The organism is Halomonas sp. LBP4 (assembly GCF_003202205.1).
Classification (GTDB): domain Bacteria; phylum Pseudomonadota; class Gammaproteobacteria; order Pseudomonadales; family Halomonadaceae; genus Halomonas; species Halomonas flagellata.
In genome coordinates, this window is record NZ_PDOG01000001.1 from 600,293 (window position 1) to 620,307 (window position 20,015).

Consider the following 20,015-nt stretch of genomic DNA (forward strand, 5'->3'; position numbering starts at 1 on the left):
CCGCGTCACGGCGGGGGAGATCGGCCTCCTAGCCGCGCCGATAGGTTCCCACCAACCGGTTCATGCCCAGCAGGTGAGGCTCGACCTGCTTGAGCAGCTCGGCCAGCGACAGCCCTTCCGGCAGATCGGTGGCCTTGTCCAGGGCCAGCACCCAGAAGTAGTACTGGTGCACGCCGTGACCCTCCGGGGGCATGGGGCCACCGTAACTGGACTTGCCGAAGTCGTTCAGGCCACTGGTGCCTGCCGTGGTGCCCTCCTCCAGTGAGGTGGTCGATGCCGGCAGGTTGTAGAGCACCCAGTGCACGAAGCCGTAGCTGCCGTTCTGCACCAGGGGGGCATCCGGGTCATGGCAGATCACCGCGAAACCCTTGGTGCCCTCCGGTGCATCGCGCCAGGCCAATGCCGGCGAGACATCCTCGCCCTCGCCGGTGTGCTTCACCGGGATCGCGCCCTGCGCCTTGAAGGCGGAGCTTTCCAGTTGCATGGTCGAAAGTGCAAAGGCCATGACGATCAACCTCCTTGCTCGTTGAGTTGGCGGATTACGTGGGCGGGACGCCTCAGCGTCGGAGAAAGAGGATAGACTGTCAAATCATGAAACGCCTGCTGATCGTGGCCCATGCGCCCTCCCCCAATACGCTCAGGCTGCGCGAGGCCGCCGAGCGCGGCGCCCGCCACCCGGACATCGAGGCCGTCGAGGTGGTGGTCAAGCCACCGCTCGAGGCGGGACCCGACGACGTGCGCGCCTGCGATGCCATCCTGATGGGCACTACCGAGAACCTCGGCTACATGAGCGGCGCCCTGAAGGACTTCTTCGACCGCAGCTACTACCCGGTGTTGGAGGAGAAGCAGGGGCTGCCCTGCGCGCTCTACATTCGCGCCGGCCGTGACGGCACCGGCACCCGCCGGGCGGTGGAGAGCATCGTTACCGGGCTGCGCTGGCGATGGGCACAGGAGCCGCTCATCCTGCGCGGCGAGTGGCAGGAGGGATTCGCCGACCAGGTCGAGGAGCTCGGCCTCTACCTCGCCGCCGGGCTCGACAGCGGGATCCTGTGAGGCATCCCCCCGTCGAGTAGCGGGTGTGCCAGGTGGCCGGAGAGCGGCACCGTGCGGGGCAGGCGGCTATGCTTGGCTTGAGCGAGGTCATTCGGCTTCGCGCACCTTCCCTGACGGCACGCACGCCGCCGCCCGGCGGGCCGATGACCTCAACGGAGGGACGCCCATGCACACCGACAGAACAGCACCGCCGTGCGCCCCTGCTCGTCTCGCCCGGGCCAGCTGCCTGGCGGGCCTGCTGGCCGGGCTGCTGATACCGGGAGGCGGCTTCGCCGACGAGGAGCGAATCATCATCGGCACGGCGAGTTCGGCCGGCGTCTACCATGTCACCGGACGCGCCCTCTGCCGGCTGCTGGAGCCCCCCTGCACCGCCCGGATCAGCGACGGCTCGGCCGCGAACCTCCAGGCAGTGCGCGAGGGCGAGGTGACCGTCGCCCTGGCCCAGTCGGACCTCCAGCATTATGCCGTTTCGGGCATCGAGGGGTTCAGCGATGTCGGGCCGGACGACTCGCTGCGGTCGCTCTTCTCGGTCCATGGCGAACCCTTCACCCTGGTGGTCCGCCGCGACAGCGGCATCCGGGAGTTCGACGACCTGCGACAGCGTGCCGTCAATGTCGGCAACCCCGGCTCGGGCCAGCGCGGTACCATGATGAAACTGCTCGAGACCAAGGGCTGGACCCTCGATGACTTCAGCCTGGCCAACGACCTGCCCGCCGACCAGCAGTCGCTGGAGCTGTGCCACGGCAACGTCGATGCCATGGTCTATACGGTGGGGCATCCCAATGATTCGGTGGCACAGGCGATCCGGCTCTGCGACGCGGCCATCATCGACGTGGGTGGCGAGGCGGTCGACCGACTGGTCGAGGAGACCCCCTATTTCACCCGGACCACGATTCCCGCCGGCATCTACGCTCCCGACCAGCCGGCCGTCGAGACCTTCGGCGTGAGGGCCACCCTGGTCGCCTCGGCGGAAACCGACCCCGAGACCATCCATACCATCGTCGCGGCGGTCTTCGACGATCTCGATCACTTCAAGTCCTTCCATCCAGCCTATGGCGAACTGACGGTCGAGTCGATGATCCGGGAAGGACTCACGGCCCCGCTGCACGAGGGCGCCCTGCGCTACTACCGGGAGCGCGGCTGGATCGAGGGCGACGAGGATGAGGACGACACCCCCGACGAGAGCGAGGATACCGCGGAAGAGACGGCGCCCGACGAGCCGGACGACGGGGGCGAGGGCACCGACTGAGCAACGAAATGGCCTGCCACCAACGACGACGGCACCCCGCGGGGTGCCGTCGTTCAGGGGCGTGCTGCAGGCCGGTGTCGCTCTGCTGCTACTTCAGCCGCTCGAAGACGGTGGCCACGCCCTGCCCCATGCCGATGCACATGGTGGCCAGACCGAGGGTGGTGTCACGCTGCTGCATCACGTTGAGCAGGGTGGTGCAGATGCGTGCCCCGGAGCAGCCCAGCGGGTGGCCCAGGGCGATGGCACCGCCGTTGAGGTTGACCTTGTCGTCCAGGGCATCGAGGAACCCGAGGTCCTTGAGCACCGGTATCCCCTGAGCGGCGAAGGCCTCGTTGAGCTCTACGGTCTGGATGTCGTCGCTGGTCAATCCCGCCGTCTTGAGCGCCCTCTTCGAGGCCGGCACCGGGCCGTAGCCCATGATCGAGGGATCGCAGCCGGCCACCCCGGTGGAGAGCACCCGGGCGATGGGGGTGAGGCCCAGGGCCAGGGCGCGCTCGTGGCTCATCACCGCCATGCCGGCGGCACCCACGGAGAGCGCCGAGGAGGTACCGGCGGTGACGGTGCCCCCCCGCGGGTCGAAGACCGGCTTGAGCTCGGCCATCTTCTCCAGGCTGGCATCGGCGCGGATCACCTCGTCGCGGTCGACCCGCACCTTGAAGCCGCGCTGGTCGTGGCCCTCGATGCCGATGATCTCGTTGTCGAAGTAACCCTTCTCCATGGCGGCCTGGGCGCGCTGGTGGGAGCGCACGCCGAACCGATCCTGCTCCTCGCGGGTGACGCCGTGCATCTTGCCCAGCAGCTCGGCGGTCAGGCCCATCATCATGGCGGCCTTGGCGGTGTGCTTGCTGACCGCCGGGTTGACGTCGGCGCCGTGCATCATGGAGACGTGCTCCATGTGCTCGACGCCACCGATGATGTAGAAATCGCCCATGCCGGCCTTGATGTTGGCCGCGGCGATATGCAGCGCACTCATCGAGGAGCCGCACAGGCGGTTGACGGTCTGGGCCGGCACGCTGCTCGGGATGCCGGTCATGACCGCGGCGTTGCGGGCGATGTTGTAGCCCTGCTCGAGGGTCTGGTTGACGCACCCCCAGATCACGTCGTCGACCTCGGCCGGGTCGAGGCCCGGGTTGCGCTCGAATAGCGCCTGCATGACGGCGGCGGAGAGGTTCTCGGCGCGCACGTGGCGGAAGGCACCGTTCTTCGCCTTGGCCATGGCGGTACGCACGGCGTCGACCACCACGATGTCTCTCGGATTCAAATTCATTCTTCCATCTCCTGTTCGTGGTGGGTTCAGCCCTGGGTCTTGGTGGAATAGAAGCGCTCGCCGGCCTGGGCCATCTGGCGCAGCCTGTCGGTGGGGGCGTAGAGCGGTCCCAGTTCCTCGGCCAGCCCCTCGGCCCGTTCGACGAACGCCACCACGCCCATGGCGTCGATGTAGCGCAGTGCGCCACCGCGGAACGGCGGGAAGCCGATGCCGTAGATCAGCGCCATATCGGCTTCTGCGGCGCTGCCCACGATGCCATCCTCGAGGCAACGCACCGTCTCCAGGCACAGCGGCACCATCATGCGGGCGATGATCTCCTCGTCGCTGAACTCGCGGCGCTCCTTGGCCACGCCCTTGACCAGCTCGATGGCGGCCTCGTCGCTGACCTTCCGCGGCTTGCCCTTCCTGTCTTCCTCATAGGCGTAGAAGCCCTTGTCGTTCTTCTGGCCCAGGCGCTCCTTCTCGACCATCAGTTGGATGACACTCTTGCCACCCTCGCCGCCCATGCTGGCCATGCGCTCCGGGAAGCCTTCGGCCATCACCTCGCCCGCGTGCACCGCGGTGTCCATGCCGACCACGTCGAGCAGGTAGGCGGGGCCCATGGGCCAGCCGAACTTCTCCATCACCTTGTCGACGCGCTGGAAGTCGGCGCCCTGCTCGACCAGTTGGCTGAAGCCGCCGAAGTAGGGGAAGAGCACGCGATTGACCAGGAACCCCGGGCAGTCGTTGACCACGATGGGCGTCTTGCCCATGGCGCGGGCGTAGGCCACGGTGGCCGCCACGGCGGCGTCACCGGTCTTCTCGCCGCGGATCACCTCGACCAACGGCATGCGGTGCACCGGGTTGAAGAAGTGCATGCCGCAGAAGTTCTCCGGGCGCTCGAGGTTCCTGGCCAGGCGAGTGATCGAGATCGTCGAGGTGTTGGAGGTGAGGATGGTCCCCTCGCCGACCACGCCTTCCACCTCGGTGAGCACCGCCTCCTTGACCTTGGGGTTCTCGACCACCGCCTCGACCACCAGGTCGACGCTGCCGAAGTCGCCATAGGAGAGGGTCGGGCGGATGTTGGTGAGCCGCTCGGCCATCTGCTCGGTGGTCAGCTTGCCCCGTTCGACCTGCTTGGCGAACAGCTTGCGGGCCTCCCTGAGCCCCAGCTCGATGGCCTCGCCCTTGATGTCCTTCATCAGGATCGGCGTGCCCTTGGAGGCGCTCTGGTAGGCGATGCCGCCGCCCATAATGCCGGCGCCCAGCACCGCGCTCTGCTTGACGGCTTGGGCCTGCTTCTCGTACTTGCCGGCCTTCTTCTTGACCAGCTGGTCGTTGAGGAAGAGCCCCACCAGGTTGTAGCAGACCTCGGTCAGGGCCAGCTTGGCGAAGGCCTTGGCCTCGATCGCCTGGGCGCGGCCGCGCGCCTCGCCGGCGCCCTTCTGAATCACCTTGATCGCTTCGATAGGTGCCGGGTAGTGCGGGCCCGCCTTGCCGGCCACATAGCCCTTGGCGGTCTCGAAGGCCATCATCTGCTCGATGGGACCCAGCTTCAGCGGGCCGGTCTTCTCCTCCCGGCGGGCCAGGTAGTCGAGATCGCCGGCTTTGGCCCGGGCCAGGATGTCCAGCGCCGCCGCCTCGAGTTCCTCGCCCGGCACCACGACGTCCACGGCGCCCATCTTCAGGGCGTCGGCCGCCTTGTTCTCGCTGCCGCCGGCGATCCACTCGATGGCGTTGTCGGCGCCGATCAGGCGCGGCAGGCGCACGCAGCCGCCCCAGCCCGGCAGGATGCCCAGCTTGGTCTCGGGCAGGCCGAACTTCGCGCCCTCGGCCATCACGCGGAAGTCGGTGGCCAGGGCCACCTCGCAGCCGCCACCCAGCGCCAGGCCGTTGATGGCGGTGACGGTGGGGAACGGCAGGTCCTCGATGGCGTTGAAGATGCCATGCACCCGCTCGAGCATGGCCTCGATCTGGTCCTCTCCCTGCTCGAACATGCCATGGAACTCGGTGATGTCGGCACCGACGATGAAGACGTCCTTGGCACTGCCGATCACCAGCCCCGCGAGGCCGCTCTCGGCCTGGAGCGCCTCGACCACCTCTTCCAGCTCGGCAACCACCGCGCTGGAGAGCTTGTTGATGGACTCGTCCTTCAGATCGAAGGTGAGCGTGGCGATGTCGTCGCCGCTGCGCGCCACCGAGATGGCCTTGCCTTGATAGATCATCCGCGAATCTCCACGATTTCATACGACCGTTTGAATGCGCACAGCTTGGTCCACTCCGACGGCGACGTCAAGCCCCCGCTCTCCTTGCCCCGCCCGCCACGACGACCCGCGACGATATGACAGGTCCCCGTCGCCCGGACCAAGCTGGTAGGATCCGAGTCTGGTTCTGTTCAGGGTAGTCGACACGCCTATGCCTCCTCCCTCCGGTTCCTCCCCGGCCCCCGCCAGCCTCGACTCACCGCGGCTGCACCGGCTGCATGAACGCATCGAGCGGTTGATCGAGCATATTCGTCCCTGGAGTTGGCTGTGGCCGCCGATCGCCTTCGCCGCCGGGCTTGGTAGCTTCTTCCTGGTCGACCGCCAGCAATGGCTGGGAGCGCTGCTCGCCCTGGGGATGCTGCTGGCCTGGTTGCTGCTGCTCTCGGAGAGCCTGATCGGCCGCCTCATGGCCCGCCGCGGCTATCCCACCCTGCCCCGCGGGGTCACCACCTTCATCGCCCAGATGATCCACCAGGAGACCCTGTTCTTCTGCCTGCCGTTCCTGCTGGCCACCACCGTCTGGGCCAGCGGCCAGGCGCTGTTCACCCTGCTGTTACTGGCCATGGCGGTACTCTCGATTCTCGACCCCCTCTATTACAAGCTGGCCGATCGCCAGCGCTGGCTCTACTTCGCCTTCCACGCCCAATGCGTCTTCCTGGTGGTGCTGGTGACCCTGCCGACCCTGCTGCATCTGAGCACCGGGCAGAGCCTCAAGCTGGCGCTGGCCGCCATGCTGCTCTTCAGCCTGCCGAGCCTGCTGCACCTGTTCCATCCCCGTCGGCCTCGCGGCTGGCTGGCGTTACTCGCCCTCGTGGGCATGCTGGCCACCCTGGCCTGGGCCGGCCGGGTCTGGGTGCCGCCGGCGAACCTCTGGATCACCGCCACGGCACTCTCGCCCAGCTTCGACACCGAAGCCCGCGAGCCCCGCGACAGCCTGCGCCTGACCCCCCGGGCGCTGCAGGCCTCCGGCCTCTATGCCTACACGGCGATCCGCGCACCGCGCGGGTTGCGCGAGGAGGTCTTCCACGTCTGGCGGCACGAGGGCGAGGCGATCGACCGGATCCCGCTGGTGATCGAGGGCGGGCGCGAACAGGGCTACCGGGCCTGGAGTCACAAGCAGAACTTCCCCGAGCACGTGGCGGGCCGCTGGCGTATCGACGTGATGACCGACAGCGGCCAGCGCATCGGCGTGCTGCGCTTCACGGTGAACGAAAAGAGCGGGACCCTGGCCGACGGACGTATCCAGTCGCCCCCGGGGCTGCCCGGGCTCGACTGGCGCCGGCTGATACCGGGCCAGGGGCAGGCGGCTTCGGAAGCGGACGACGCCCCGCGGGAAGGACGCAGCACCGAGGAGACGGATCGGGACGAGACCGATGGTGACGCCGCACCGGCGGAAGGTCGTGAAGAGGCTGCCGAGCGTCGTGCCGGGGAGGAAGCCAGCGAGGCAGACGCCGCGGCACGGGCGGCCGACGAGGACGATCCGGCGGCAGACGAACGGTAAGCGTGCTTGCATTACACGCTGGGTCTACGGACAATCCAGCGAAGCCAACCGGAACCCAGAGTCCCATGCATCAGAACATCGGCTTACAGCTGACCCGAGTCCCGCGTCTGTGGCGCGCCGTCATCGATCAACGTCTGGCCCCTCTGGGGCTGACCCAGACCCGCTGGGTCACCCTCTACACCCTGTGGCGACTCGGCGACGGCCAGCCCCAGTGCGACCTGGCCCGTGCCATCGGTGTCGAGGCCCCGTCGCTGGTGCGCACCCTGGACCAGCTCTCCGAGCAGGGGCTGATCGCGCGCCAGCCCTGCGACCAGGACCGCCGCACCAAGCGTGTCTACCTCACCCCCGAAGCCACGCCTCTTCTCGAGCGCATCGATGCGGTGGTGACCCAGGCCCGTACCGAGATGCTGGCCGGGCTCAGCGACGAGGACGTGGAGCAGCTCGCCGGCCTGCTCTCACGCATCGAGGACAACGGCCTGGCCATCCAGGCCCGCGAAGCGAGCGACTGAGGCCCGTCACGTCCGGCGACCGACGGAAACGTCCGACATCCCGGGGTCGTCGGGGCGCCCGGCCAGGCCGTCGCGCAGGGCCGTGAAGTCCTCCAGGTAGGTGGCGAAACGCGAAAAGTCCTGGGACTCCCACCACCAGAGGGTCAGGGCGCGGTGATTCGACTCAATCACCAGGGCATCCCGGGGCAGTCGCGACAGCAGCCCCCTGAAGCGCTCCTCGAGGGCCTCGGGCAGTGGCCGCAACGGCTCCTTGCGCCAGCGCCAGCCGTGAGCATAGGGCTTGAGCGAGTCGGCGGACTCGCTGTCGCGTACCAGCACGAAGTCCGGGCCGGGCCGTTCCTGGGGATAGTGCCAGCGGTAGGCCGGCATGGCGGTTCGGGTGTCGTGCAGCGGCGGCGCCTCCAGCTTGATCGAGAGGCCGGTCTTCATCGCTTCGCTGCGCAGGTCGGCGACCCGTCGCTGGCGCGGGCTCGGCCTGAGCCACATCACCGGCGAGACCACCAGCATCAGAACGAACAGTATGATCAGCCAGGTCATGCTCTCTCCCGAATGGCGCTTGATGCGCAAATCTTGATGCAAGTCGTTGTCGTGGTTCGTCAGGCGTCCTAGAGTGGAAGCATCACCAGTTGCTGGACGTCTGCCGGAGATCCACACCATGAGCAACGAGTATCGTCACGTCCTGGTCGCCGTCGACCTGACCAAGGACTCCCACAAGGTACTGGAACGCGCCGTACAGATCGCCGAACGCAACGAGGCCAAGCTCTCGATCATGCACACCCTCGAGCCGCTGGGCTTCGCCTATGGCGGCGACATCCCCATGGATCTTACCAGCATCCAGGACCAGCTCGACGAACACGCCAAGCAGCGCCTGGCCGAGATCGCCGACCCCCACGTGGCCAGAGAGGACCAGCACGTCCTGGTGGGCATGCCCGACACCGAGATCCACCGTTTCGCCGAGGAACAGGGGGTCGACCTGATCGTGGTCGGCTCCCACGGCCGCCATGGCTTCGCCCTGCTGCTGGGCTCCACCTCCACCGGCGTGCTGCACGGTGCCCAGTGCGACGTGCTCGCCGTGCGCGTGGGGAAGAAGGGGGAGGAGAGCGCCGAGTAGGCTCCTTCTTTCCGAGTATCAGTCACATCATCCTTTAGAAAGCGAAGGATTCGCGTCACGAGCGAAGGTAGGCTGACCGCCGCCGGAGCGCAGCCACCGGAGTGTAGCCTGCTACATGAGGATGGCGAGCACCGCCGGCGGTCAGGATATCGAGCGCAGTAGCGAATCATCGCTTTCTTACTCTCCAGCCGCCATCGCCTCCAGCTCCATCCACCGCTCCATGGCGGCATCCAGCTCGGCCTGCCGGTCACTCAGCGCCTGCAGGGTCGCTGTGACGCGCTCGGCATCCTGCTGGTAGAACGACGGCTCCCCCACCCGGGCCTCGAACACGGCCACCTCGGCTTCGAGCCGCTCGATCTCGGCCGGCAGGCCGTCGAGCTCGCGCTGCAGCTTGTAGGAGAGCTTGGCCGGCTTCCTCACCGCCGTCGCCTTCGGGGCCGGCTTCGCCTGTCCGGCCATCTCCTCGGTGGTCCGGGCCGGCTCGGCCCCCTGGCGCGCCGCACCCTCCCAGGGGGCCGGGGGCAGCTTGCCGCCCTGGCGCACCCAGTCGCTGTAGCCGCCCACGTACTCGCGCACCCGCCCCTCCCCCTCGAAGGCCAGCACGCTGGTCACCACGTTGTCCATGAAGGCGCGGTCATGGGAGACCAGCAGCAGGGTGCCGTCGAAGTCGAGCAGCAGCTCCTCGAGCAGCTCCAGGGTCTCGACGTCGAGGTCGTTGGTCGGCTCGTCGAGCACCAGCACGTTGGCCGGCTGGGTGAACAGCTTGGCCAGCAGCAGGCGGTTCGATTCGCCGCCGGAGAGTGCCTTGACCGGCTGGCGCACCCGCTCCGGGGTGAACAGGAAGTCCTGCAGGTAGCTCATCACGTGGCGGTCCCGGCCCCCCACCGTGACCCGGTCGCTGCCCTGGGCCACGTTGTCGTAGACGCTCTTCTCGGGCTCGAGCCCCGCACGCAGCTGGTCGAAGTAGGCCACCTGCAGCTTGGTGCCGAACTGCACCTGGCCCTCGGTGGGCTCGAGCTCGCCGAGCAGGATCTTCAGCAGGGTGGTCTTGCCGGCACCGTTGCGGCCGATGAAGCCGATGCGGTCGCCACGCTGGATCTCCAGGCTGAGGTCGCGGATCACCGCCTCGTTGCCGAAATACCGGGAGACGCCCTTCAGCTCGACCACCCGCTTGCCGGTGCGCTCGCCGCTGTCCACCGACAGATTGGCCTTGCCCTGGCGCTCGCGACGCTCGCTGCGTTCGCGGCGCAGCTGCTCCAGCGCCCGCACACGCCCCTCGTTGCGGGTGCGCCGGGCCTTGATGCCCTGGCGGATCCACGCCTCCTCCTGGGCCAGCTTCTTGTCGAACTCGGCGTTCTCGCGGGCCTCGACCTCCAGCTCATGGGTCTTCTGTTCCTGGTATTTCGCGTAGTCGCCGGGGTAACGCCCCAGCCGCCCGCGGTCGAGCTCGAGGATCGCCGTGGCCAGCTTCGACAGGAAGGTCCGGTCGTGGGTGATGAACAGCACCGCCCCGTTGAAGGCGGCGAGCTGCTCTTCCAGCCAGGCGATGGTGTCGAGGTCCAGGTGGTTGGTCGGCTCGTCGAGCAGCAGCAGGTCGGGCTCGGCGACCAGCGCCCGGGCCAGCGCCACGCGGCGCCGCCAGCCACCGGAGAGCGCGGCCATCTCGGCGTCGGCCGGCAGGCCGAGGCGGGTCAGCACCACGTCGATGCGCTGGTGGAAGGTCCAGCCGTCGATGGCCTCGAGCCGGGTCTGCAGCTGCTCCATGCGACGCATGTCCGGGTCGGCCTCGTGAATCAGGTGGTGATACTCGGACAGCAGCTTGCCGGCCTCGGGCAGCCCCTCGGCGACCGCGTCGAAGATGGTCTGGCCGGTGGCCTCGGGCAGGTCCTGGGCGAGCACGCCGATCTTCAGCCCCGGCGCGCGCCAGATGCTGCCGCCGTCGGGAAGGATCTCGCCGGCGACCAGCTTGAGCAGGGTCGACTTGCCGGTGCCGTTGCGCCCCACCAGCGCCAGGCGCTCGCCCTTCTCCAGCACCAGGTCGGCGCCGTCGAGCAGCACATGGGTACCATAGGACAGTTGCAGCCGTTCCAGACGTAGCAGGGTCACTCGCTCACCTCATCGCATTCCGAAGGCGGCTAGTGTAACGCATGGCCGGCTCGAGGTGATCCCGGTCGCGTGTCCCGGGACCCGATCCCGAGTACAATGCGGCGCGCCCGGATTGCTCCGGCCTTCAAGACCAGAGGAGTTCCGCCTTGGTGGATCCGACCGAGACCTTCGACGATTTCCTGCCCGAGGCGCTGCGGCTGCGCTCGCCGGCGCCGCTGGTGGACATCGGCGCCAACCTGTCCCACGACAGCTTTTCCCGTGACCTCGAGGCGGTACTGGCTCGCGCCCGGGCGGCCAACGTCACCACCCTGATCCTCACCGGCACCGACCGGGAGCATGCCGAGCAGGCGGTGGCGCTCGCCCGCCGCCTTCCCGGCCTGTACGCCACCGCGGGGGTACACCCCCATGACGCCAGCCGCTGGGACGCCGCGCTGGCGCGGGCCATGGGGGCGCTGCATCGCCTACCCGAGGTGGTGGCGGTGGGCGAGTGCGGCCTGGATTTCAATCGCAACTTCTCCACCCCCGCCGAGCAGGAGCGTGCCTTCGAGGCCCAACTGGACCTGGCGGCGCAGAGCGGCAAGCCGCTGTTCCTCCACGAGCGGGATGCCGGCCGGCGCATGCGCGAGATGCTGCACGCCTGGCGCGACGACCTCGCCGATGCCGTGGTGCACTGTTTCACGGCGGACCGCGACACCCTCTACGGCTACCTCGATCTCGACCTGCACATCGGCCTCACCGGCTGGCTCTGCGACGAGCGCCGGGGCCATCATCTGCGCGAGCTGGTCGGCGAGATCCCACTGCACCGTCTGATGGTGGAAACCGATTGTCCCTACCTGCTGCCGCGCAATTTACCTGCCAAACTCAAGGGTAGACGTCACGAGCCGGCACTGTTGCCGTGGATCGTGCGGGAGATCGCCCACTGGCGAGGCATCGCGGAACTCGAGCTGGCCCGCGCCACCACGGCCACCAGCCGGGCCTTCTTCCGCCTGCCGGCCGATCAGGCACAACATGACGCTCAACCCGAGGAGCAATGACATGGATGAGGTTCCCGGCTTCATCGCCGTGGAGACCGGCGACGACGGCGGCCTGCCGCTGGCCGTCGCCTGGACGCTGCGCGATGGACGCATCAAGCACACCCTGATCCAGCCCGATGACGACTGGCTGAACGAGGAACTGGTTTCGCTGGGCGGGTACAGTCTCGAGGAGCTCAACAGCATCGGCGTGAGCCCGCTGGACGTGATCCGTGAGCTGGAGAACGACCACTTCAGCGAGACGCTCTACACCGCCGGTGTCGGTGACGACGAGGCCGCGCTCTCGCGACTCTTCGACACCTATGGCCTGGACCCCTTCGTCGAGCTGGCCCCGGCGGAGACCCTCTATGCCGCCCTGGACCCCGGCGACTGGTCGCGGGCCCGGGGCGAGCTGTTCGGCGAACTGGGGCTGGAGCCGCTGCGGCCGGAGCACGAGGTCGAGGTGATGCTGCTACTGCACCAACGCCTGGGGCTTCCCGACTAAGCGCCTAACCAACCACCAGGTTCCGCTGCGCCTCGATGCCCATGCTGATCAACAGCGGGTCCTCTGCCTGGCGGGCCTGGAAGGCCGCCTTGTCGTCCAGCCCCTGCCAGCCGAGCTGGATCAGTGCCTGGGCCGTGGCGCCGCCCAGGGTGGCACCGGGGCCGGGAATCACGATGCGGTCCGGCGCGAACTCGCGCACCCCGACGCGCAGCGCCGCGGTGAAGTCATAGGGCGCCACCAGCTGTTCGCCGAGGGTGTAGTCCCAGAGCGCCTGGGGATCACTGCTCCAGGGCGTCCAGACATGGCCGCGACCGTCGACCAGCGGCACCCGCGGCGCCCGGAAGGGGGCGGCGGTGAACCGCTCACGGGCGGCGTCCCTCACCTCCCGCTGCAGCGGGGTATGGAAGGCGGCATGCTGAGGCAGCCGCAAGGGGAAGCGCTCCCGCGGCGGCAGCGCCTCGCTCAGCGCGGCCAGCCCCGCCTCGTTGCCGCCGAACACCAGCATGCCGCCCAGCTCGATCGACAGGTAGAGCTCCCGCTCCTCCTCGCCGTGCAGCCGCCCGATCAGCGCCAGCAGCTCACGGCGCCGCGACCATTGCGGCCGCCACTGCTCGTCCACCCAGGGGTAGAGCAGCTGACCGCCGATCAGGGCTTCCTGCATCATCAGCCCCATGCTGCCGATCAGCGTGAAGGCCTCCTCGTGCTCCAGGGCGCCCCCCGCCGCCAGGGCGATATACCACCCCATGGAGTTGCCGGTGACCGCGACGATCTCGTAGCGCCCGGGGTCGATGGCCAGCAGGTCGGCGAGGGCACAGGCGTGGATCAGCGGTGCGACGTGCTCGCCTCGCCCGTGCAGGCTCTGGCGAAAGGGCATCTCGCCGTCCAGCTCGCTCAGGGTCGGCAGCCCCGCCTCGCGCCGCCGGGCGTCGAAGCGCGTCAGCCACTCGCTGCCGGCGGCGTGCCGGAGCAGGCTGCCCCATTCGGTCTGGTTGTAGGTACCGCGTCCCGGACAGACGACCAGCAACCGTTCGCGCGTCCCGCTCATGCCTCATCGCTCCCTGCCAGTGTTCCCTGGGCCGCCTCGTCGGCAGCCTTTTCCTCCTTGCAACCGGACCTCACCAGGTGTCGCGCCCGCTCGGCGATCGCCTCGCTCGACGGCAGGGTCACGGTGGCGGCCCGGCCCAGCGGAATGAAGCTGTCCTCGGCGGTCAGGCGATGCAGGCGGCGGCTCTCGACGCCACGCTCGACCAGGGCGGTGACCAGTTCCTCGCTGATCGAGCCCGAGCGCCGGCACTCGTCCACCACCAGGACCTGGTCGCAGTCGGCCACCCGGTGATACACGGCGTCGTGGTCGATGGCGGTGAGCCAGCGCAGGTCGACGATGCGCGGGGCAATGCCTTCGGCCTCGAGCCGCGCGGCGGCCTGACGGGCGAGGTAGACCCCGTTGCCATAGGTGACGATGGCGAGCTCGCGCCCCTCGCCCCAACAGCCGAGTTCGCCCACCGGCAGGCGATGTTCCGGCCCCGGGTCGGCGAAGCACCACCGCTGGTCGCCCTCCTCCAGCAGATCGCGATGGTGGTAGAGGGCGATGGGCTCGAGCAGGACCACGATGCGCTGCTCCTCGTCGGCCAGGCGCACCGCCTCCTGCAGCAGCCCCACGGCGTCGGCGGCATTGGACGGGCACGCCACCAGCAGGCCGGGGATGTCGCGCAGCACGGCGATGGCGTTGTCGTTGTGGAAGTGGCCGCCGAAGCCCTTCTGGTAGCCGAGCCCGGCGATGCGCACCACCATGGGGTTGGTGTATTGACCATTGGAGAAGAAGCTCAGGGTGGCGGCCTCTCCGCGCAGCTGATCCTCGGCATTGTGCAGGTAGGCGAGGAACTGGATCTCGAGGATCGGTACCAGGCCGTTGTGGCCCAGGCCGATACCGAGTCCCAGGATGCTCTGCTCGTCGAGCAGGGTGTCGATCACCCGATGGGGGCCGAACTGCGCCTGCAGCCGCTGGGTGACGCCGTAGACGCCGCCCTTGCGGCCGATGTCCTCGCCGGCCATCACCAGGTGCGGGTAGCTGGCCATCAGGCGCTGCAGCGCCTGGTTGAGCAGCTTGGCCATGGGTGCGGGCGTGGCGTCCACCACCTCCTCCCGGGGGCGGCGTCGACCGGGCCGGGGCGGCGGCACGATGCTCGCCATGACCTGCTCGGCGGATACCAGCCTGGGGCGGCGAATCGCCTCCTCGGCCACGTGGGCGACGCGCTCGCCCACCGACCGATAGAGGGCCGCGATGTCATCCGTGTCGAGCACGCCATGTCGCTGCAGCAGGCCGGCGCTGACCAGCAGCGGGTCGCGGGCCTCGTCGGCCTTGATGCGCTGCGGCGTCATGTAGGCCTGCTGGGCATCGGAGCCGGCATGGCCGAACAGTCGCACGCAGCGCATGTGCAGGAACACCGGCTGCTTGCGGGTCCGGGCGATGCGCTCCGCCTCACGGGCGGCACGCCAGGTGTCGAGCAGGTCGAGGCCATCGCAGCTCAGGTAGTGGAAGCCGGGGCGTGCGCGCATGCCGGCCTGGATCCAGCCCCGGGGCGTCGAGGTCGAGATGCCGATGCCGTTGTCCTCGCAGATCATCACCAGCGGCATGGGCGTACCCTGGTAGGCCGCCCAGGCGGCGGCATTGAGCGCCCCCTGGGCGGTGGAGTGGTTGAAGGAAGCGTCGCCGAAGCTGCACAGCACCACGCTGTCGGCGGGCCACTCGCCGCCCCCGCCCAGGCGCCGCCACAGCCCGAGGCTGTAGGCGGCGCCCACCGCCTTGGGCAGGTGCGAGGCGATGGTGCTGGTCTGGGGGGGCACGTTGAGGGCACGGGACCCCAGCACCTTGTGCCGGCCGCCCGAGATGGGATCGTCGGCCGAGGCGGCGAAGCTCAGCAGCAGGTCCCACAGCGGTGTCTGCCCCGGCACGGCGCGGCTGCGCTGGATCAGGAAGGCGGCATCACGGTAGTGCAGGAAGGCGGGATCGGTCGCCCGGAACGCCCGGGCGATGGCGGCGTTGCCCTCGTGGCCGGCGCTGCCGATGGTGTAGAAGGCCTCGCCCCGGGCCTGCAGCCGCCGGGCATGCAGGTCCAGGTGGCGACTCATGAGCTGGGACTCGAACAGCTCGGCCAGGGCGGTGGCACTCAGGCCGACATCGCCCAGCCGCCAGGACCGTTCGGGTCGGGGCCAGTCGCCGTCACGCAGGGCGGCGTAGAAGCGGTTCTCCTGGGGCAGGCGGTCCCGGGGCGGGCTGTGGTGAGGCGGGCTGTGATGGGGCAAAGGGGCGGCCACGATGAAAGACTCCCGTCGGCATGGTGTATTGCCTATAGCCTAGCGCGCGAGCCTGACAAAGGAATAATATCGATATCCTGCACCAGCTACAGGATACCCCTATGGATGTACGCAGCCTGCGCTACTTCATCGCCGCCTTCGAGGGCGGTTCGATCAGCGCCGCCGCCCGGCGCTGCCACGTGGCCCAGCCGTCGATCTCGGCGGCGCTGAGCCAACTGGAAGAGCGGCTCGGCACGACGCTGTTCGAACGTCACCGCCGCGGCATCACCCCCACCGAGGAAGGACAGCGGCTCTATCCGCTGGCACAGCAGGTCAGCGAGGACCTGCAGGCGATCACGCGGCTGTTTCGCCGCCCCTCGCCGACCATGCCGGTGCGCCTCGGGCTGATGCGCTCGCTGGGGGCCAGCCGCATGACGACGCTGCTCAAGGAGTACATCGGCCAGGGCGACAACCTGGCGCTGACCCTGGTCAATCCGGAGGAGCCCTGCGACGCCCGCATCATCGGCGAGCAGGAGCTGGCGCCCCAGGAGGCGTTTCAGCCGATCTGGTACGACCGCTACCGACTGGCCCTGCCCGGCGGGCACCCGCTGCTGCTGAAGGGCAGGATCACGCTCGACGACCTCGCGGAACTGCCCTTCATCTGGCGCCACCCCTGTGCCGCCATGGAGCGGCTGGCCGACGCCCTCAACGAGGCCGGCGTGCGCTGCCAGGTCAGGGCGCGACTGCGCACCATCGAGTACACCCTGGGGCTGGTGGCCGCCGGCATCGGCGCCTCCCTGGTGCCGGCCTGGCCGGAGATTCTCGCCCGCCACGACGTCCAGTGCCGCCCCCTCGAGGGCCTGGACATTCACCAGACCATCGGCGTGGCCTACCCGGCCCGCGGCGCCACCCCGGCCCTGGCGCCATTGCTGGCGCTGGGTCAGCAGGCCTGGGAAGCGAGGGGGCGGACCGGTGTCGCCAGGTGACGGCGCCCCGCCTCGAGGGCCCTGGCCAGATCGAGGCCGCCGCGATAGAAGCCCTCGAGCGCCGTCCGGAAGGCCGCCGCCCGGGCCGGCAGGCCCTCGCGCTCATAGCGCGCCGCCCGCGCCTCGACCCGCGCACGGAAGGCGTCACGATCGACCGCCACCTCCCCGCCCAGGTTGTCGACGCTGACATGGAAGCGCAGCCCGCAGGCCTGCGAGAAGAGCAGTTCCAGGGCCTGGGGCGCCACCTCGACGGCCTCGAAGCCCTGCTGTTCGGCGGCGTCGCGTCCGTCGGGCAGGTACCAGTAGCCGTAGTCCTCCAGCTCGCGCCGCCGGGCACCGGCGATGCACCAGTGACTGATCTCGTGGAGCGCGCTGGCGTAGAAGCCGCGGGCGAAGATCACCCGATGCCAGGGACAGGCAGCGTCGGCCGGCAGGTAGAGAGGCTCGTCGCCACCACGCACCAGCCGGGTGCCGAAGGGCTCCCGGAAGAGGCCGTCGAACAGCGTGATGACATCCTCGAGTCGATGGGTCACACAAGCTCCCTGTAGGCGGAATCGGGCCAGGAAAGCGGGCCATTATAGGGGTACGACGGCCGAGGCGAAAATTGGCAACGGCTGATAGACTAACCGGTTCGCCCCGCGGTGTCGGGGCCATCTCTCGACCCATGCCTGGAGCACTCCCCTTGGCCCAGTTTGCCTCCGACCTTCTGGCCGCCAGTCGCAAGGAAGCGCGACCCCTGATCCGCCTCGCCCTGCCCATCTGCGGCGCCCAGCTCGCCCAGGCCGGCATGAGCGTCGTCGACGTGATGATGACCGGCCGGTTGAGCGCCACCGACCTGGCCGCGGTATCCGTGGGCTCCAGCCTGTGGCTGCCGCTGATGCTGTTCATGACCGGCACCCTGATGGGGCTCACGCCCATCGTCGCCCAGCTGCTCGGGGGCGGACGCCTCGCCGGTATCCGCCCCAACGTCCACCAGGCGCTGTGGGTGGCCCTGGTGCTCGGCATCGCCGCCGCGGGGCTGCTGTGGTTCTCGGTGATGCCGATCTTTCGCCTGTTGGGCGTTCCCGGTGAGGTCGCCAGCGGCGCAGCCGCCTACCTCGCGGCGGTGGCCTTCGGCATGCCGGGGGTGGCGCTGTTCCAGGCGCTGCGCGCCTTCTCCGACGGCGTCAACCATACGCGACCGGCGCTGTGGATCAGTCTGATCGGGCTCGGCGTGAACATCCCCGGCAACTTCGTGCTGATCTATGGCGGGGCTGGCCTCAGCGGGCTGTTCGGCACCTGGCTGCCGGGCTGGGTGCAGGCGCTGCCGGCGCTCGGCGCCCTGGGCTGCGGCATCGCCACGGCGCTCTCCATGTGGGTGATGGGCCTGGCAATGAGCGCCTATACGCACAAGAGCCCCATCTACGGCGACATCGAGCTCTGGCACACGCCGACGCCGCCGCGCTGGCGCCTGATCGGCGGCTTGCTCTACGTGGGCGTGCCGATCGGCGTGGCGATCTTCGTCGAGGTGACGCTGTTCACCCTGATCGCCTTGTTCATCGCCAGCCTCGGCGAAGTGACGGTGGCGGCCCACCAGGTGGCGCTGAACTACACCTCGATCCTGTTCATGCTCCCGCTGTCGCTGAGCATGGCGCTGACCGTGCGGGTGGGCAACACCCTGGGGCAGGGCCGGCCCGAGTTCGCCCGCCTGGTGGCCTGGAACGGCATCGTCATCAGCCTGCTGGTGGCGGGGCTCAACAGCCTGCTGCTGTGGCTCACCGCCGAACCGGTGATCGCGCTCTATACCCACGATGTGGCGGTGCAACGCCTGGCGCTTTCGCTGGTCATATTGGCCATGATCTTCCAGGTGTCGGATTCGCTGCAGGTGAACCTGGCCGGTGCCCTGCGCGGCTACAAGGACACCCGCGTGATCATGCTGATCACCCTGGTGGCCTACTGGCTGGTGGGGCTGGGGGGCGGGCACTGGCTCGGCACCCGGGGGCCGTTCGGCTGGACCGAGCCGCTCGGGGTGCACGGCTACTGGATCGGCCTGATCGCCGGGCTCAGCGTAGCGGCCCTGCTCCTCGGCGAGCGCCTGCGGCGAATGGGCAAGGCGGTGGCGCATGGGCGACTGGAACTCCCTCGGGACTGAGCGATGCACCCGCCACTGGCCATGGCTGGTGCTAGTGGCCGCCCTGCTGGTCGGCTGCGGTGGTAGCGCTGGCGGCGAGAGCGACACCCTGCTGACCGAGTACCAGCAACGCCTCGCCGCCAGCCTCGGGCTCGAGGCCCCCGCCCCCCGCTCACCCGACAATATCGGCAGTTTCCCCGACAAGCGCGAGCGCCTGCTCGAGATCCCCGAGACCCGCGACGGCATGCTCAACGTCTATGCCCTGCGCGAGTGTCATATCACCAGCCTGGTGGCCGGACGCAACAACCAGCTCGGCCGGGTGGCGCCCGCCAGCCAGCGCTGGCTCTATGAGCTGGAACTGTGGCGCCGCCTCGATGCCTGCTGGCGCAGCGAGGTGCCCGAGACCCTCGCCGAGAGCGACCGGGAGCGCCTGGCACGGCTCACCGAGGCCAAGACGGAGCAGTTGCCGCGGGTCAGCTGGAACGCCCTGTTCGACTCGAGCGAATGGGCCGACAGCTTCTCCCGCGCCAGTTCGCCGCTCTCGCCGGCGGAAACCCGGCCCCATGACGACCAGCTCGCCGCACTGGCCTACCTGCGTGACACCACCCTCCACCAGTTCGATCCCGGCTGGCAGCCCGACTCGGCGACCCTGGAAGGCCACCTCAAGACGCTGCGGACCCGGCCCTTCTCCGCCGAGCTGCTGCGCACCCTGCTGCTGGCCGAGCAGCGCCTGGAGGAGGCTTCCGAGTTGCTCGAGCATTCCCTGGAGCGTAGCTGTTCCCGCTTGTCGGGATTCCCCGACGCGCTTCACCAGTCGCCCGAACACGCACGACTGGAGGCCTGGCTCGCACGGCTCGAGAAGACCGCCAGGGGCTGGCTCGGTGCCATCGACGAACTGCTAGCGGCCCAGACCGAAGGGCCCGAGCCGGTCGCCGACTATCGCCGTCGCTGGCTCTCGCTGGAGGCCCCCGAGGCCCCCTTGCCGGCGTTCGACGCCGCCCGCGAGCGCCACGAGTCCCTGCGGGAGGAGCTCGCCCGCCGCTGCCGTTTGCCCCGAGGGGCTTAACCTGC

The 20,015-nt window shown here is 69.1% G+C and carries 18 protein-coding genes; 10 read left to right on the plus strand and 8 right to left on the minus strand.

The window, feature by feature from the left end:
- Positions 1–28: 28 nt before the first annotated feature.
- Positions 29–505 (minus strand): YbhB/YbcL family Raf kinase inhibitor-like protein, encoded by a 477-nt coding sequence (locus CR157_RS02865; RefSeq protein WP_110282017.1) that lies wholly within the window; start codon positions 503–505, stop codon positions 29–31.
- Positions 506–591: 86 nt separating this feature from the next.
- On the opposite strand from CR157_RS02865, the gene CR157_RS02870 reads away from it, so the two are divergent.
- Both CR157_RS02870 and CR157_RS02875 read left to right on the plus strand, forming a co-directional pair.
- Positions 592–1,053 carry a flavodoxin family protein gene (locus tag CR157_RS02870; protein WP_110282018.1) on the plus strand — a complete coding sequence of 154 codons (462 nt, stop codon included), beginning with the start codon at positions 592–594 and terminating at the stop codon, positions 1,051–1,053.
- Positions 1,054–1,219: 166 nt separating this feature from the next.
- Positions 1,220–2,302, plus strand: a complete 1,083-nt coding sequence (locus CR157_RS02875) for a TAXI family TRAP transporter solute-binding subunit (protein WP_110282019.1) — start codon at positions 1,220–1,222, stop codon at positions 2,300–2,302.
- A gap of 88 nt (positions 2,303–2,390) precedes the next feature.
- Here CR157_RS02875 and fadA read toward each other — a convergent pair whose 3' ends face one another.
- Complete coding sequence (fadA, locus tag CR157_RS02880) at positions 2,391–3,569, minus strand: acetyl-CoA C-acyltransferase FadA (protein WP_110282020.1); 1,179 nt, start codon at positions 3,567–3,569, stop codon at positions 2,391–2,393.
- 26 nt (positions 3,570–3,595) lie between these two features.
- Complete coding sequence (fadB, locus tag CR157_RS02885) at positions 3,596–5,773, minus strand: fatty acid oxidation complex subunit alpha FadB (RefSeq protein WP_110282021.1); 2,178 nt, start codon at positions 5,771–5,773, stop codon at positions 3,596–3,598.
- Between the two features lie 190 nt (positions 5,774–5,963).
- Here fadB and CR157_RS02890 point away from each other — a divergent pair, with 190 nt between their 5' ends.
- Together CR157_RS02890 and slyA are read left to right on the plus strand one after the other, a co-directional pair.
- A complete protein-coding gene (locus CR157_RS02890; protein ID WP_110282022.1) occupies positions 5,964–7,313 on the plus strand; it encodes a DUF5924 family protein in 1,350 nt (449 codons plus the stop codon).
- Positions 7,314–7,378: 65 nt separating this feature from the next.
- Positions 7,379–7,822 (plus strand): transcriptional regulator SlyA, encoded by a 444-nt coding sequence (gene slyA / locus CR157_RS02895; protein WP_110282023.1) that lies wholly within the window; start codon positions 7,379–7,381, stop codon positions 7,820–7,822.
- 6 nt (positions 7,823–7,828) lie between these two features.
- Here slyA and CR157_RS02900 read toward each other — a convergent pair whose 3' ends face one another.
- Complete coding sequence (locus CR157_RS02900) at positions 7,829–8,359, minus strand: preprotein translocase subunit YajC (RefSeq protein WP_110282024.1); 531 nt, start codon at positions 8,357–8,359, stop codon at positions 7,829–7,831.
- A gap of 118 nt (positions 8,360–8,477) precedes the next feature.
- Here CR157_RS02900 and CR157_RS02905 point away from each other — a divergent pair, with 118 nt between their 5' ends.
- Positions 8,478–8,933: a universal stress protein gene (locus CR157_RS02905; protein WP_110282025.1), complete on the plus strand. Its 456-nt coding sequence runs from the start codon at positions 8,478–8,480 to the stop codon at positions 8,931–8,933.
- Between the two features lie 177 nt (positions 8,934–9,110).
- On the opposite strand, the gene CR157_RS02910 is transcribed toward CR157_RS02905, so the two are convergent.
- Positions 9,111–11,039: an ATP-binding cassette domain-containing protein gene (locus CR157_RS02910; RefSeq protein WP_110282026.1), complete on the minus strand. Its 1,929-nt coding sequence runs from the start codon at positions 11,037–11,039 to the stop codon at positions 9,111–9,113.
- Positions 11,040–11,185: 146 nt separating this feature from the next.
- Between CR157_RS02910 and CR157_RS02915 the strand changes: the two genes are divergently transcribed.
- Both CR157_RS02915 and CR157_RS02920 read left to right on the plus strand, forming a co-directional pair.
- Positions 11,186–12,073, plus strand: coding sequence for a TatD family hydrolase (locus tag CR157_RS02915; protein ID WP_110282027.1), 888 nt, complete (start codon positions 11,186–11,188; stop codon positions 12,071–12,073).
- A gap of 1 nt (position 12,074) precedes the next feature.
- Positions 12,075–12,554 (plus strand): hypothetical protein, encoded by a 480-nt coding sequence (locus CR157_RS02920; protein ID WP_110282028.1) that lies wholly within the window; start codon positions 12,075–12,077, stop codon positions 12,552–12,554.
- A 4-nt stretch (positions 12,555–12,558) separates the two neighbouring features.
- Here the strand turns inward: CR157_RS02920 and CR157_RS02925 are convergent, their stop codons facing one another.
- Entirely contained in the window at positions 12,559–13,599 is a 1,041-nt protein-coding gene (locus tag CR157_RS02925; RefSeq protein WP_110282029.1) for an ACP S-malonyltransferase, read from the minus strand.
- Complete coding sequence (locus CR157_RS02930; protein WP_258364048.1) at positions 13,596–15,869, minus strand: thiamine pyrophosphate-dependent enzyme; 2,274 nt, start codon at positions 15,867–15,869, stop codon at positions 13,596–13,598. Before CR157_RS02930 ends, CR157_RS02925 begins: the two co-directional genes overlap by 4 nt.
- Before the next feature lie 101 nt (positions 15,870–15,970).
- On the opposite strand from CR157_RS02930, the gene CR157_RS02935 reads away from it, so the two are divergent.
- A complete protein-coding gene (locus tag CR157_RS02935; protein WP_110282030.1) occupies positions 15,971–16,834 on the plus strand; it encodes a LysR family transcriptional regulator in 864 nt (287 codons plus the stop codon).
- Here CR157_RS02935 and CR157_RS02940 read toward each other — a convergent pair.
- A complete protein-coding gene (locus CR157_RS02940) occupies positions 16,789–17,367 on the minus strand; it encodes an elongation factor P hydroxylase (RefSeq protein WP_110282031.1) in 579 nt (192 codons plus the stop codon). The two genes, CR157_RS02935 and CR157_RS02940, sit on opposite strands and share 46 nt — an antisense overlap.
- A gap of 149 nt (positions 17,368–17,516) precedes the next feature.
- On the opposite strand from CR157_RS02940, the gene CR157_RS02945 reads away from it, so the two are divergent.
- Positions 17,517–18,965: an MATE family efflux transporter gene (locus tag CR157_RS02945; RefSeq protein ID WP_258364049.1), complete on the plus strand. Its 1,449-nt coding sequence runs from the start codon at positions 17,517–17,519 to the stop codon at positions 18,963–18,965.
- On the plus strand, positions 18,937–20,010 hold the full coding sequence (locus tag CR157_RS02950; protein ID WP_110282033.1) for a DUF3080 family protein: 1,074 nt from the start codon (positions 18,937–18,939) through the stop codon (positions 20,008–20,010). Before CR157_RS02945 ends, CR157_RS02950 begins: the two co-directional genes overlap by 29 nt.
- Positions 20,011–20,015: the final 5 nt, after the last annotated feature.